Consider the following 13493-nt stretch of genomic DNA (forward strand, 5'->3'; position numbering starts at 1 on the left):
CGGGAGCAAGCAATGACACGCACCGTATTCTGCAAGCGCTACCAGCAGGAACTGGAGGGCCTGATGGCCCCGCCCTACCCCGGCCCCAAGGGCCAGGAAATCTACGAGAATGTATCGAAAAAGGCTTGGGAAGAATGGCAGGCCCAGCAGACCATGTTGATCAACGAGAAGCAGCTGAGCCTGATCGACCCGGAGGCGCGCAAGTATCTGCAGCAGGAGATGGACAAGTTCCTGGCCGGGGAAGAGCACGACAAGGCGGAGGGCTACGTCCCCCCGTCGGAGTAGGCGGGCGCCGGTAAAGCAAGGCCCGCTTGACTCCCGCAGCGACTACGGTTTTAATACGCACCCTTCGCCATTGCGGCACACGCCCGGATAGCTCAGTTGGTAGAGCAGGGGATTGAAAATCCCCGTGTCGGCAGTTCGATTCTGTCTCCGGGCACCATACATCTTCCGCCTCAAATTCAGCTTCCGCTCACCATTCCACGTGGCACATGTGATGACCGGGAGCCATTGCCCGGACAGCACCATCTGTTCTGTCTAGATTGCACATGAACCAACTGCGCCCACCCTACATTCAACCAAAATCATCCTTGCAATTGTGGATCTTAACTCCATAATTACAAGGATGATTGCTCGCCGACTTTTCCCCACACTGACCGCAGCCCTGACCGAAGCGCCAGCGGTTGCGTTGCTCGGTCCGCGCCAGGTTGGCAAGACCACACTGGCGCTTGAGGTGGCCGAGTCGCGCCCAGCGGTCTATCTCGACCTTGAATCCGAGGCCGACCGTGCCAAGCTGACGGAGCCCGAGCAGTATCTCGCGCAGCATGCAGACAAATTGGTGATCCTCGACGAGATCCAGCGTGCACCACAGCTATTTCAAAGCCTGCGCGGGCTGATCGACACCGGTCGCAGGCGCGGTCCGGGCCAGATTAAAGGCAACGGCCGCTTTCTGATCCTGGGCTCTGCCTCCATCGACCTGCTCAGACAATCCAGTGAAACACTTGCCGGGCGTATCCGTTATCTCGAACTGGGTCCACTGGACGCGGGTGAGGTAGACCGCAATTCGCTGGAGCCCTTGTGGCTGCGGGGTGGCTTTCCTGAGAGCCTGTTGGCCGCATCCGACGCGGCGAGTCTGCGCTGGCGCAACGACTTTATCCGCACCTACCTGGAACGGGATATCCCGCAACTTGGGCCACGCATTCCCGCGGAGACCCTGCGCCGCTTCTGGACCATGTTGTCACACCAGCAAGGCTCACTACTCAATGCCGCGTCGTTGGCCCGCGCACTGGCGGTGGACGGTAAAACTGTGGCGGCCTACCTCGATTTGCTGGTCGATCTGTTGCTCGTACGTCGCCTTGCGCCCTGGCACGGCAACGTCAAGAAGCGGCTGGTCAAGTCGCCGAAGGTCTACGTTCGGGACAGCGGGCTGATACACGCACTGCTCGGTATTGGCGACCGGGAAGCGCTGCTGGGTCACCCGGTGGCGGGTGGAAGCTGGGAGGGCTTCGTCATCGAGTCGCTGATTCGCGCCGCCCCACACGGCACGGCGGCCTACTTTTTCAGGACCGCGGCCGGCGCAGAGATTGACCTGCTGCTAAAGCGCCCCGGTGAGCGCAAGCCCTGGGCTATAGAAATCAAGCGCGGACTGACTCCGAAGCTGGAGCGCGGCTTTTTCCTCGCTTGTGATACCGTCCACCCCCAGCATCGCCGCGTAGTCTATGGCGGTAGCGAACGCTTCCCTATGGCCGAAGATGTGGTAGCGGTATCACTACGCGATCTCTGCGGAGAGCTCGCCGCAGGTTGAGAGCATGGATGACACTGAAAACATCCTACCGTGGTCTTTGATAAAAACCTCCGCGGAAACGCGATAGACCGAATCAAAACCATCAGCATCCATCGTGACAATCATTCGCGTATGTTATCAAAATAAAAGGTTCTCGCAGCACTCCCCGATTACCAGTATTCTCGTCACATCAACTCAGGGTAACGCTTGAGGAACGTATCTCTTAATTTCCGGGGTGAAGTGTATGCGACTATCGTGCTCCCTGTTTCTGGCCCTCATCGTCGGGGCCTGCAGCGATGTTAATCAGGACAGCGCAACCGCGCCCCACAAGGAGGCAACCATGACCAGCCCGCAAACCGTACTTGATTACGGCAGCTGGCCCTCACCCATAACCGCGGAGTCCCTGGTCGAAGGCAGTCGCGGGCTCGGCAGCCCCCACAAGGATGGTGATTACCTGTACTGGCTCGAGTCCCGGCCGGAGCAGGGCGGGCGCATGACGATCATGCGCTGGCGTCAGGGCAGGGAACCGGGAGAGCTCCTGCCCGAGCCATTCAACGCGCGCAGCCGAGTGCAGGAGTACGGTGGCGGCAGTCTGCTGGTCACCAATGGCAGGATTTGGTTCAGCAATTTCGCCGACCAGCGCCTGTACACCTTCATTCCCGGAGAAGAGCCGGTCCCGATAACCCCCGAGAGCGAACTGCGCTTCGCCGGCTGTCGCCTGGATGCACCGAGGAACCGGCTGATCTGCATCCGCGAAGACCATCGAGGCATTGGCGAGCCGGTGAACAGCCTGATCGCCCTGCCGACCGAGGGGATGAGCGAGGGCGAAGTACTTTTCTCAGGCACGGATTTTGTCTCTGCACCGCGGCTGTCGGCGGACTTCAGTCGCATCGCCTTCACCACCTGGATGCACCCCAACATGCCCTGGGACAACACCAGCCTGCACAGCGCCGGTTTCGATGCCGGGGGCAAGTTTGACGGCCTGGTTACGCACAACCCGGACAGCGCGGAGTCCGTGATCGATCCCCAGTGGAGCAGCGAGAACCACCTCTTTGCCCTGTCAGACCGCGACAACTGGTGGCGACCCTATGCCGTGGAGGGCACAACCTTCTCGCCGGTGCCTACCGGTCTGGAGGGCGCAGAAATCGGCGGTCCGGACTGGTCGATCGACAGCCACTATTATCACTTGCTGGAATCCGGCGAATTGCTGGTCCGCGCCCGGCGCGGCAGCGTGGAGACGCTCCATGTCCTCGACGGCAAGGGCGGCCAGCGACGGCTCGATACCGGGGCGGTCTCTTACAGCTCCATCGCCATCGACGGCGACCGCCTGTATGTCACGGCAGGTTTCTCCGAGCAGCCCTCCGCACTGATTGCCATGGATCGACAGGGGACGACCGTTGAGGTACTGCGTCGCTCGAAAGACCGGGGACTGGAGCCATCCTGGGTGCCCGGGATTCAGCAGATCAGTTTCCCGGTGCCCGGCGGCGCGGTAGCGCATGGTGTGTATCTGGCGCCGCAAAATCCCCATGCCGCAGCACCTGAAGGCAAGGCGCCGCCGCTGATTGTCAGCGTGCACGGGGGGCCCACGGCATCAGCCGGGGTCAGCTATAATCCGGGGCACTACTACTGGACCAGTCGCGGCTTTGCCATTCTCGACCTCAACTATCGCGGCAGCACCGGGTTCGGACGCAGCTATCGCCAGGCGTTATACGGCAACTGGGGCATCACTGACGTGCAGGACGCGGTCGCGGGCGCAGGCTGGCTGGCGGAGCAGGGTCTCGCGGATCCCCAGCGCCTGATCATCCGCGGGGGCAGCGCCGGCGGGTATACCACGCTCGCCGCGCACGCTTTCCACGACATCTTCGCTGCGGGCGCCTCCTACTTTGGCGTCTCGGATATCGAGGCCCTGGCCAGGGATACGCACAAATTCGAGTCGCGGTATCTCGATCAGCTCATCGGCCCCTATCCCGAGCGCCGCGACCTCTACATAGAGCGCTCACCTATTCATCACCTGGCGGGTTTCAAGGCGCCGCTGATACTTCTGCAGGGTCTGGATGACCCCGTCGTGCCACCGAATCAATCCGAGGCCATCTTTGAGGCACTGAAGCACAGTGGCGTTGCAACTGCTTATATGACCTACGAAGGCGAGTCACACGGATTCCGCAAAGCCGAGAACCAGATCTCGTCACTGCAGGCTGAATTGTACTTCTATGCCCGGGTGCTGGGGTTCGATCCAGCCGATGACTTGCCGGCCATAGCTATCGAAAACCTCGATGAGCCTGGCCCCTGAGAGCTTGTCTGTGCGCGCACAGGGAGATCATGCGGCGACTGCATTTGAGGCGTTGTTCACAGCATGCTCCGGTTGCAATACACCGCTTCCTCGAATTCGCTGATACTCATCGCAATATATGTCACATCCGGGAACATCCCTGACAACATTTGCACTACAGACCTCGACAATGATGCTTTTTGCTCAGTGCTCCGACCCTGCATAATGCTCGAAAACACATGCATAAACAGTTCGTGCTTTCCACCCACCAGATACCTGACGTAGGGGTTGACCCGAACCTTGATATCCTGGATATCGAACAGGCCAGATCCCGCAGCAACTGCATGGATTTGCTCTGCAATATAAAGTTCGGAGTGTGCATCCAGTATTTCCGCTGAACAGTCGAGTATGAAATGCGGCATAAGTGCTCCTGTCTGCCTGGCGACCAATAGGCCGGCTAGAGTGAATGACTTCCGTTTTCAACACGCTCTGGTAAGAACCGTCGTGTGAGCGCGGCAACGCGTGAACCCAGGTAGCTGGCCGTGGCAATGTCGGCTGGATCCAGCATGCCATCGCGCGCATGTGCTATCAGCCCACTCTGGGCACCCAGACGATTGCGCCCCTCCGGATCATAACCACCTGGCAGATCAATGCCGACCCACAACATGCCGTGCTGGTTGGCGAGAATGTTGAGGTACTGGATGGTGTTGAGCTGGTCGCCGCTGGGGTTGTTGCCGATCGTGAAGCCGGCCGCCAGTTTGCCGGCCCAATGGCGCTGGAACCAGAATTCGCTGGTGGCGTCGGCAAAGGCCTTGAACTGCGCGGACACACTGCCCATGAAGGTCGGTGAGCCAAAGATGAGCGCGTCGGCTTCACCCATGGCCTGCAGCGCGCTGGCGTTGCGGTAGCGGCCCTCATGGATGTCGTCGCCTTCTATTCTCACCGGGAACGCCCGCACACCGTCGATCCTGTTTGCTCCGTCCAGAGCCGCCTCGGCGAGGCCTGCCGTGGTGCCGGTAACGCTGTGGTAGACCACTGCCACGCTGGTTTGTGTTTTCATTTCATTACTCCTTCTTTCTGCTGTCCAGGCACCCGGGGTTCCAGTCGTTGTGCCATGACGGTTGCGATAATCCCGACGCCGATGATACCGGCGCCGAGCCAGGTGGAGAGGGCATAGCGCTCCCCAAGAAATACCGTTGCGACGATCAGGCTCACTGCGGCAGCGACATACCCAATCTGACTCAGCAACACCGGGCCACCATCGCGCTGCAGGCGATAGAACAATGGAAAATTGAGCCCGGATATGACCATCTGGACGATGATAAGAGTTTTCGCGGCAGCGACACCGGCAACGGGGAACTCCTGCCCAGTCGCCGCGATAATCACCAGAAATACGCTGACAGCAAACAGGTGCCCCCAGAAGGCTAGCGAGTCGGGGAGTGCGCCCTCGGGCCACGAGAGGCTGCGGTATACATTGCCGATCGCCAGCGCAACAGGCATTGCCGCCGCTGCCAGCAGCCAGGCCAGGCCCCTGGGGGTGGGTACCGCGGGTCAGGCTGACCACTACCGCACCGACTACCCCTATTGCGATCCCTGCCATGCCCAGTCTGCCCGGAGTCTTCATTCCGAACATAGAGGCAAAAAGGAGGGTAAACACGGGAGACAGCGCAAACATCAGCCCGGCATAGCCGGCGCCCACCTGGGGTATCACCGTGAACAGCAGCACATTGGGCAGGACGAAGGAGATCAGCGATGAAATCATCGTGTAGCGCACTACGGTGGCAGCCGGCAGCCGCAGTCCGCGTTTGGTCATCTGGCTGGGCAGTAACATGATGACTACACCGAGGGAAATGATCCCTGCCCACAGAAGCGCGGACACACCCGCGTCGTGGGCCAGCTTGCCGATTGGCAGGCGCATGCCGAGCAGCGTGCCGCTGGTCAGCAGGAGGCTGTGGGGAGCGAAGAGCCAATCAGCGGCCGTAGTCGTCGATTCGGTTCGACGCAGTACCCCATCCAATGGTCGGTTTGTCGCAAGAGTTTCACTGCTGCTGTCGTTCATGGTCTGTTCCTCCTGTGCTGGTGAGGAACAGACTAGTCGCTTACCTGAGCGGGATAATTAGCCTGAACGGAAAATGATTGGTAACCCGAATTGACAAATCTACTGCGGTGACAGCTGGTCCCAGTAGGGGGGGTCCTTGATTTTGGCTACCAGAAAGTCCGCAAAGGCACGCACTTTCGGCGACAGGTAGCGGCGCTGCGGGTAGACGATGTAGATGGACACCTCCAGCGAGCGACAGGCGTCCAGCACGGTGGTGAGCCGACCCTGGCGCAGGTCGTCGCCCACGAGGAACGTCGGGGTCCGCGCAATACCCATGCCAGCGAGCAGCGCCTCGCGCAGGGCCAGGCTGTTGTTCACCTGCAGCCTGCCGGCGACAGCTACCTGTGTGGGCTGTCCCCCGGGTTCGAGGAAGTGCCACGCCTGGGCCGATTGCTGCAGGCTGTAGCTAAGCACCTCGTGCTCCAGCAGGTCTTCCGGTCTGTCCGGGATGCCGTGTCGTTCCAGGTAAGCCGGTGCTGCCACGATGACGTGGCGACAGGGAGCGAGACGGCGCGCCACCAAAGTGGAGTCGGGCAGGTCGCTGATACGTACCGAGGCATCGAAGCCCTCTTCAATCACATCCAGCTTGCGATCGTTCAGGTCCATTTCCACCGTCAGTTCCGGATATTGCTGCATAAACGCAGGCAGCAGCGGCGCGATGTGCAGGATACCGAAAGACATTGGCACGTTGATTCTGAGGACCCCGCGCGGTTGCTCCTGCAGGCGCGAGACTTCCGCCCGCGCTTCGGCAATGTCCTCCAGCCCTCGACTTGTCTGGGCGTGAAAAATGCGTCCCGCTTCCGTGAGACTCAAGCGGCGCGTGGTGCGGTTGAGCAGGCGCACACCGAGGCTCTCCTCCAGGCGGCTGACCTGCTTGCTCACTACCGGGCGCGATACTTTCAGTCTCTCGGCTGCCCGGGTGAAACTCCCGGCGTCGACGACTGCGACAAACACAGCGACATCATTGAGGTCGTCCATAGGTGGACCATTAGTAAAAATATGGAAATAGAATCTTTCAATTCGGGCCGATTATCAATACCGACTGTGGGGCTAGGCTATCAACTCTTGTTCACCTCGGGAGAAGAACATGCTCAACAAGACTCTGGTAATCACAGCCGCCCTGATGCTGGGCGGGCAATTCACTGCGTCAGCCGCTGAGCGCCAGGCGGGTATCAGCCCCTGGGGAGCCGATGATGAAATCGGTCGCCTGAATCTCATGACTGAATCTTCGCGCGACTCCATATTGAGGCGTATCGCCGGTGGTAAAGTCTACGACCTGTCGGTCGAGTACTTTATCGGCATGCCCAGCTGGCAGGCCGCCGGCGACCCGCACTACCGTATCTGGATGACGCATACCCCACACGGCACCGTTATCGATGACCCGCTGAATACCGGCGGCGAGATGAACAGGCACGTCAGTTACACCGGAGCCGCCGTTTCCATGTACACGCATATGGGGACCCATATCGATGGCCTGGCGCACTTTGGCCTCAATGGCGAGATCTGGAACGGCTTCAGTGCGCAAGAACACCTCGGTGATCGCGGCTGGCGCGTCGCCGGGGTGGAGAACATGCCGCCGATCGTGGCCCGCGGCGTCATGCTCGACGTGGCGGCGGCGAAAGGTGTTGCCATGCTGCCCGATGGCTACCGCATCACGCGCACAGACCTCGAAGCCAGTCTGCTGCGCCAGCGGGTAGATCTGCGGCAGGGCGATGTGGTCCTGATCCGGACCGGACGCATGCGCGTCTTCGACGATACTTCGGCCTATATGGGCAACCCGCCCGGCCTGGGGCTGGCGGCGGCCCGCTTCCTCGTCGAGGAATCCGGGGCAATGATTGTCGGCGCAGACAACCTGAGCCTGGAGGCATTTCCCTCGGAACTGGCGAGCGACTACGTGCCCCTGCACACCTATCTGTTGGCAGAACAGGGAGCACCAATCATTGAACTCGCCTGGCTCGAAGACCTGGCTCGAGATAAAGTGTACGAATTTGCCTTTGTCGCGGCGCCACTGAAGCTTCGGGGGGCAGACGCAGCTCCTCTGCGACCTGTCGCCATACCCTTGCGGTGACACGCCATAGTCAGTAACTGCGCTGGCAGACGCAAGGCGGGCCGGTAATTCAGGGGATCGATCATGAACAGGGTTTGCATTATTGGCGCTTCAGGAAAGCTCGGTAGATACATGGTGCAACAAGCTCTGGACCAGGGTTATGAAGTCGTCGGTGTTTGCAGGGAGAAAAGCGTAGCCAAGCTCGATGAGTTCAGAGACCGGATCACCATCATTCCCGGTGCAACGAATGATCGTGAGGTCATACAACGTGCTGTTTCCGGGTGCAATGGCGTGTTGGTTGTATTGGTTCCATGGGGAGTCAGGCAGTACTCATCGGGTACCGCCCAGGCAGTCCTGGATTTTTCGGAGCCAGACGCGCGTCTGATCTTTTCCTGTGGCTGGCACATCAGCCGGGACGGCAAGGATGTGTATTCATGGAAGTTGCAAGCGATAGTAAAGATCTTCGGCGGTCTGGCGAGGCTGTTCCGCCTGGTCGACTTGGATGATCAGGTAGAAGCGTGCCGGCGAATCTTCGCGAGCGAAACCAGATGGACGGTTGTTCGCGGCAGCGATCTTGAAGAGGGAGAGAGCCAGGGCCTGCCAGTATGGAGCAGGCACGTGGGGGACCCGGTGTTGGAGAGCAACCTCACCCGTCGTATTGATTTTGCCCTGTTCATGGTGAAGGCGCTGGAGGATGACGCCCTCATCCAGCAGGCTCCCGCGATTGTCGGGTGTCAAACACCTTCTGCGCGGGAGCGCAACCAGCTGAAATCAGCACTGTAGAGGAGGCGGCCTTTGGCCGCTCTGTACAGCCGGATGGGAGCGCATCGCCCGCCAAGACCTGCAACAAGCTCACCGGGTGGGTGGCTCACAACCTGGGCTGGTTCTATATCGCCGCCGTGAGTGCTCTGTTGGTCTTTCTGCTCGGTCTGGCGGTCCAGGTTCTGAACCTGATGGAAATCACTGTGATATCCGAAAATCCGGAAGCAGCTTCTTCCAGTGAGATCTCGGCTCCCGTTTATGGGAGTAATTGCTCTAATTGATGGAGTTCCACCAGCCGGATATCGGGAATGTTCGCTGCCGAACCGAAGTCGGGAAGCCAGGCGAATACAGTCCTTCGCTCATTCTTTCTGGCAGTTCGCGATATGAAAGCACTCTGCTGGCATGACAAGGCGCACGTACGGGTCGACACAGTTGCGGAGACCGGCTCGTTGTACCTTTCACTATTGCCTGCGTGAACGTGGTTCTGAGCGCCTGATCCGAGGGTTTCGCCCGCGACCGCGTCCACGAAAACGCCAACGAACTTGAAAACCCTGACCCTGCCCCCATCCATTTAATAATACGGTGCCTCTGCCTGCTGGCAGGGCACCTTCCCCTGTTCATGCAACCACCTCCGGGACTGAGCACTATGCGAACCCTTCACATGCCAATTCAACAGCGGGTTTTCTGGCAGCTCCCATCCCTGCTGGCACTGGTTTTGTTGCTCAGCGGCTGCGGGATCAATAACATCCCCACCTACGATGAGAGAGTCACCGCCGCCTGGTCACAGGTGGAGAACCAGTACCAGCGTCGCGCCGACCTGATTCCCAATCTGGTGGAAACGGTCAAGGGCTTTGCCGCCCAGGAGCAGGAAACGCTCACCGCGGTGATTGAGGCGCGCTCCAGGGCCACGTCGATCCAGGTGGACGAGAGCATTCTCAACAATCCCGAGAAACTGCAGCAGTTCCAGCAGGCCCAGGGTGAGCTGAGCAGCGCCCTGAGCCGCCTGATGGCCGTATCCGAACGCTACCCCGACCTCAAATCGAACCAGAACTTCCTGGCCCTGCAGTCACAGCTTGAAGGTACGGAAAATCGCATTGCCGTCGCGCGCCGGGATTTCATTCAGGCAGTGGAGCGCTACAACACCGAGCTGCGTACCTTCCCGGGGAGAATCTGGCACAGCATCCTGTATAGCGACCTGGAGCCGCACGCCAACTTCGAAGCCACCACGGAGAATGCCGACGAGGCACCCGCGGTGGAATTCTGATGCTTGCCCGGCCCGGGAAAAGCCTGCTGCTGGCGTTGCTGCTGTTGCTCCCCACCGCTGTCTGGGCCCAGTCGACACCGGAGTTTCCCGCCCTTACAGGCCGGGTGGTAGACCGGGCGGAGATGCTCTCTCCCAAAGCGGAAGCGCGCCTGACTCAGATGCTCCAGGCCCACGAACAGGCCAGCACCGAACAGCTTGTTGTGGTCACCTTGCCCGACCTGCAGGGCTTCCCCATTGAGGACTTTGGCTATCAGTTGGGCCGGCACTGGGCTATCGGCCAGGAGGGCGAGGACAACGGTGCCCTGCTGATCGTGGCACGGGATGAACGCAAAGTCCGCATAGAAACGGGCTATGGCCTCGAAGGCCGGCTCACCGACGCCGAGTCCTCCTTCATCATCACTCGCATTATCACCCCGGCTTTCCGTCAGGGGGATTTTCAGGCCGGGATCGTCAACGGCGTGGCCGCCATGATCCAGGTCCTCGGCGGCCAACCGCTGGCGGTTGCCCGGGGCCAACAGCCAGCCGTCCAGGAGAAGCCCAATCCCGGCCTGGTAGGGCTGCTCTTCTTGCTCATGTGGGTGGTGGTGTTCTTTATTGGCAGTCGCGGTGGCCGCGGTGGTCGCGGGGGCGCTGCGCTGGTCGGTGCGGCTCTGCTGGGTGCTACCATGGGCGGCCGTGGCGGCGGCTTCGGAGGCGGCGGCTTCGGTGGTGGCGGTTTCGGCGGCGGCGGTGGCGGCTTTGGCGGTGGCGGCGCCTCCGGTGGCTGGTAACGCCGCACGGGTGTCCGCACACACCGGATCCACTCACCCGACAACGGGAACCACAGGATCATGACATTACTCAGCAAAAGTGATCAGGAAGCTGTTGCCGCTGCAATCAATGAGGTGGAACGGCACACCGACGCCGAACTGGTGACCGTGCTGGCGGCCCAGTCCGATAACTACAGCTATATTCCCTTGCTCTGGGCCGGCATCCTGGCACTGCTGCTGCCGGGTACTGCCAATTATTTCGGCAGCTGGTTCGGTGCCGACGTGCTGTTGCTGGTGCAGTGGGGGACGTTCATCCTGCTCAGCCTGTTGTTCCGAGTGCCCGGCATCAACACCCGCCTGATTCCCCGGCAGGTGCGCTACTGGCGGGCCTCCAATCTGGCGCGGCGGCAATTCCTGGAGCAGAATCTGCACCATACCGCAGGTGCCACCGGTATGTTGATCTTCGTCTCGGAGGCAGAACGCTATGTGGAGATCCTGGTGGACCAGGGCATTGCCGACCTCCTCGACAACGCGGTTTGGGAGGATATCGTGGCGGACTTCACCGCCAAAGTGCGCCAGGGCCAGACCCGTCAGGGATTTCTCGACTGCATCGCTGCCTGCGGCAAGCTCCTGAAAGCGCATGTGCCCGCCACCCACGAACGCAACGAACTGCCCAATCATCTGGTGATACTGCCCACAGGATAAAATGACAACCATTGAAGATAGCGGGCAGTACCTCGACGCTTCTTTCAGGAAGCTGGAACTGCCGGACACACAGTATCAGGATATCGAATTTGAAGAGTGCCAGTTCATTGACTGCAACTTCTCTCAAACGGCTTTCAGGAACTGCAGGTTTACTCATTGCGAGTTCGTCCGCTGCAACCTGAGTTTAATGGACCTTGCCAATACGCGACTGTTTGCTGTGGTCTTCAAGGAGACCAAGCTGATTGGTATCGACTGGGGCAAGGCCAGCTGGCCTGTGTTTCATGTTGATTTTGAGTTGGAGTTTCATCACTGCATCCTCAACGACTGCTCATTTTTTGGCCTCACCTTGAACGAGCTGGTGCTGGATGAGTGCAAGCTGCACGATGCGGATTTTCGTGAAGGCAACTTTGCAGACTCTGCAATGACTTGCTGTGACTTTACACACAGTGTGTTCATGAGAACAAATTTAAGGAATGTGGATTTCAGCGAGTCCACGGGGTACGCGATCAACGTTCTGGACAACGAAGTGGCAGGCGCAAGATTTTCACGCCATGAGGCATTGAGTTTGTTGGAGAGCCTGGGCATCGAGCTGGTGGACTAGACTCTCCGGGAATATTTTCATGAACAACCTTACCGAGATGATCCTCCTCCTGGGCCTGATGCTCATGGTCGGGCTCGCGGCGGAGTTGCTGGGCAGGCGCACTACCATTCCCCGGGTGACGCTGTTGATTATCGCCGGTGTGGCCTTCGGCCCGTCACTACTGGGTTGGCTGCAGCCCGCCGGCACGCTTTGGTTCACCGCGGTGTCCCAGGTTGCCCTGACCATGGTCGGCTTCCTGCTGGGCAGCCACCTGACCGCCCCGAATCTGAAACGCCACGGTCCCAGCGTCCTGGCCTTGTCCCTTGCCGTTGTCGCCGTCTCCGTCACGGTGGTGTTCACCACTGTCTGGCTCTTGACCGGCGACCTCGTTCTCGCGTTGCTGCTTGGCGCCCTGTCCAGCGCCACGGATCCCGCAGCCACCGCGGACGTTGTCCGCGAGAGCGGCGCCGACGGAGCGTTCACCGAGACCCTTCTGGGCGTGGTCTCCGTGGACGATGTCTGGGGAGTCTTCATCTTCAGTCTGCTGCTGGGTGCGACGGCCATGCTGAATGGTGATGACGGCATGGTCGCGTTGACCCACGGGCTGTGGGACATTGGCGGCGCATTGGTATTGGGCGTCGTCCTGGGCGTCCCGGCCGCTTACATGACCGGTCGTATCTCGCGGGGCGATCCAACACTGGCCGAGGCTCTGGGACTGGTCTTCCTGTGTCTGGGGGCCGCCCGCTGGCTTGAGGTATCATTCCTGCTCGCAGCCGTTGTCATGGGCATGGTGGTGGCCAACCTGGCAAAGCACCACAAGCGGCCATTCCACGCCATCGAGCATATCCAGTGGCCGTTCATGCTGGTGTTCTTCCTGCTCGCTGGTGCCGCACTGGAACTGGATGCACTACCCGCGGTGGGCTGGCTGGGCGCCGCATACATCGTCGCCCGGGTGGCCGGCCGCCTGCTGGGCGCGTCGGCTGGGGCACGAGGGCGCGGCATGGGCCATGGCATGGGCCTCTGGATGGGCGCTGCACTGCTGCCCCAGGCGGGAGTGGCTGTGGGCATGGCGCTGGTGGCCGCCCAGCGGTTCCCCGAGCGTGCCGACATTTTGCTGTCGGTGGTGCTGGCTTCCACCGTGGTGTTCGAAATCGTGGGGCCACCGATGACCCGCCTGGCGCTTCGGCGGGCCCGGGAAGCCGCGTGACGCCACGCCAGCCACAAGCAACAGGATCG

Annotated in this window: 14 protein-coding genes, 1 tRNA gene and 1 pseudogene; 11 read left to right on the forward strand and 5 right to left on the reverse strand. The window is 60.5% G+C overall.

The window, feature by feature from the left end:
• Positions 1-12: 12 nt before the first annotated feature.
• The 4 genes from RLO07_RS13595 (at position 13) to RLO07_RS13610 (ending at position 4073) form a co-directional block, all read left to right on the forward strand.
• Complete coding sequence (locus RLO07_RS13595; protein WP_462292674.1) at positions 13-285, forward strand: oxidative damage protection protein; 273 nt, start codon at positions 13-15, stop codon at positions 283-285.
• An 81-nt stretch (positions 286-366) separates the two neighbouring features.
• A tRNA-Phe gene (locus tag RLO07_RS13600) sits at positions 367-442 on the forward strand.
• Between the two features lie 183 nt (positions 443-625).
• Positions 626-1804, forward strand: a complete 1179-nt coding sequence (locus RLO07_RS13605) for an ATP-binding protein (RefSeq protein ID WP_462292675.1) — start codon at positions 626-628, stop codon at positions 1802-1804.
• A gap of 319 nt (positions 1805-2123) precedes the next feature.
• Positions 2124-4073: a S9 family peptidase gene (locus RLO07_RS13610; protein ID WP_462292676.1), complete on the forward strand. Its 1950-nt coding sequence runs from the start codon at positions 2124-2126 to the stop codon at positions 4071-4073.
• A 56-nt stretch (positions 4074-4129) separates the two neighbouring features.
• On the opposite strand, the gene RLO07_RS13615 is transcribed toward RLO07_RS13610, so the two are convergent.
• From RLO07_RS13615 to RLO07_RS13635, 5 genes and pseudogenes are all read right to left on the reverse strand, one after another.
• Positions 4130-4474, reverse strand: coding sequence for a 5-carboxymethyl-2-hydroxymuconate Delta-isomerase (locus tag RLO07_RS13615; RefSeq protein WP_462292677.1), 345 nt, complete (start codon positions 4472-4474; stop codon positions 4130-4132).
• A 35-nt stretch (positions 4475-4509) separates the two neighbouring features.
• The gene (locus RLO07_RS13620; protein WP_462292875.1) at positions 4510-5112 is read right to left on the reverse strand and encodes a flavodoxin family protein; all 603 of its coding nucleotides are present in this window, start codon (positions 5110-5112) and stop codon (positions 4510-4512) included.
• Positions 5109-5579 carry an EamA family transporter gene (locus RLO07_RS13625; RefSeq protein ID WP_462292876.1) on the reverse strand — a complete coding sequence of 157 codons (471 nt, stop codon included), beginning with the start codon at positions 5577-5579 and terminating at the stop codon, positions 5109-5111. Before RLO07_RS13625 ends, RLO07_RS13620 begins: the two co-directional genes overlap by 4 nt.
• 40 nt (positions 5580-5619) lie before the next feature.
• Positions 5620-6111: pseudogene (locus tag RLO07_RS13630) on the reverse strand (EamA family transporter); the annotation flags it as partial.
• 99 nt (positions 6112-6210) lie between these two features.
• Positions 6211-7128 carry a LysR family transcriptional regulator gene (locus RLO07_RS13635; RefSeq protein ID WP_462292678.1) on the reverse strand — a complete coding sequence of 306 codons (918 nt, stop codon included), beginning with the start codon at positions 7126-7128 and terminating at the stop codon, positions 6211-6213.
• Positions 7129-7237: 109 nt separating this feature from the next.
• Between RLO07_RS13635 and RLO07_RS13640 the strand changes: the two genes are divergently transcribed.
• From RLO07_RS13640 to RLO07_RS13670, 7 genes are all read left to right on the forward strand, one after another.
• On the forward strand, positions 7238-8218 hold the full coding sequence (locus RLO07_RS13640) for a cyclase family protein (RefSeq protein ID WP_462292679.1): 981 nt from the start codon (positions 7238-7240) through the stop codon (positions 8216-8218).
• A gap of 63 nt (positions 8219-8281) precedes the next feature.
• Positions 8282-8980, forward strand: a complete 699-nt coding sequence (locus RLO07_RS13645; RefSeq protein WP_462292680.1) for an NAD(P)-dependent oxidoreductase — start codon at positions 8282-8284, stop codon at positions 8978-8980.
• A 625-nt stretch (positions 8981-9605) separates the two neighbouring features.
• Entirely contained in the window at positions 9606-10223 is a 618-nt protein-coding gene (locus RLO07_RS13650) for a LemA family protein (RefSeq protein ID WP_462292681.1), read from the forward strand.
• A complete protein-coding gene (locus RLO07_RS13655) occupies positions 10223-10993 on the forward strand; it encodes a TPM domain-containing protein (RefSeq protein WP_462292682.1) in 771 nt (256 codons plus the stop codon). The genes RLO07_RS13650 and RLO07_RS13655 overlap by 1 nt, the downstream gene beginning before the upstream one ends.
• A gap of 60 nt (positions 10994-11053) precedes the next feature.
• Positions 11054-11677, forward strand: a complete 624-nt coding sequence (locus RLO07_RS13660) for a TPM domain-containing protein (protein WP_462292683.1) — start codon at positions 11054-11056, stop codon at positions 11675-11677.
• A gap of 1 nt (position 11678) precedes the next feature.
• Entirely contained in the window at positions 11679-12278 is a 600-nt protein-coding gene (locus RLO07_RS13665) for a pentapeptide repeat-containing protein (protein ID WP_462292684.1), read from the forward strand.
• 19 nt (positions 12279-12297) lie between these two features.
• Positions 12298-13464 carry a cation:proton antiporter gene (locus RLO07_RS13670; RefSeq protein WP_462292685.1) on the forward strand — a complete coding sequence of 389 codons (1167 nt, stop codon included), beginning with the start codon at positions 12298-12300 and terminating at the stop codon, positions 13462-13464.
• Positions 13465-13493 lie beyond the last annotated feature (29 nt).

This window comes from Haliea sp. (assembly GCF_040221975.1).
Classification (GTDB): Bacteria; Pseudomonadota; Gammaproteobacteria; order Pseudomonadales; family Halieaceae; genus Haliea.

Excerpts from the sequence above, each read along its gene's own strand:
- RLO07_RS13595 (WP_462292674.1), top strand. The coding sequence starts at position 13 with ATGACACGCACCGTATTCTGCAAGCGCTACCAGCAGGAACTGGAGGGC.
- RLO07_RS13605 (WP_462292675.1), top strand. The coding sequence starts at position 626 with ATGATTGCTCGCCGACTTTTCCCCACACTGACCGCAGCCCTGACCGAA.
- RLO07_RS13610 (WP_462292676.1), top strand. The coding sequence starts at position 2,124 with ATGACCAGCCCGCAAACCGTACTTGATTACGGCAGCTGGCCCTCACCC.
- RLO07_RS13615 (WP_462292677.1), bottom strand. The coding sequence starts at position 4,474 with ATGCCGCATTTCATACTCGACTGTTCAGCGGAAATACTGGATGCACAC.
- RLO07_RS13620 (WP_462292875.1), bottom strand. The coding sequence starts at position 5,112 with ATGAAAACACAAACCAGCGTGGCAGTGGTCTACCACAGCGTTACCGGC.
- RLO07_RS13635 (WP_462292678.1), bottom strand. The coding sequence starts at position 7,128 with ATGGACGACCTCAATGATGTCGCTGTGTTTGTCGCAGTCGTCGACGCC.
- RLO07_RS13640 (WP_462292679.1), top strand. The coding sequence starts at position 7,238 with ATGCTCAACAAGACTCTGGTAATCACAGCCGCCCTGATGCTGGGCGGG.
- RLO07_RS13645 (WP_462292680.1), top strand. The coding sequence starts at position 8,282 with ATGAACAGGGTTTGCATTATTGGCGCTTCAGGAAAGCTCGGTAGATAC.
- RLO07_RS13650 (WP_462292681.1), top strand. The coding sequence starts at position 9,606 with ATGCGAACCCTTCACATGCCAATTCAACAGCGGGTTTTCTGGCAGCTC.
- RLO07_RS13655 (WP_462292682.1), top strand. The coding sequence starts at position 10,223 with ATGCTTGCCCGGCCCGGGAAAAGCCTGCTGCTGGCGTTGCTGCTGTTG.
- RLO07_RS13660 (WP_462292683.1), top strand. The coding sequence starts at position 11,054 with ATGACATTACTCAGCAAAAGTGATCAGGAAGCTGTTGCCGCTGCAATC.
- RLO07_RS13665 (WP_462292684.1), top strand. The coding sequence starts at position 11,679 with ATGACAACCATTGAAGATAGCGGGCAGTACCTCGACGCTTCTTTCAGG.
- RLO07_RS13670 (WP_462292685.1), top strand. The coding sequence starts at position 12,298 with ATGAACAACCTTACCGAGATGATCCTCCTCCTGGGCCTGATGCTCATG.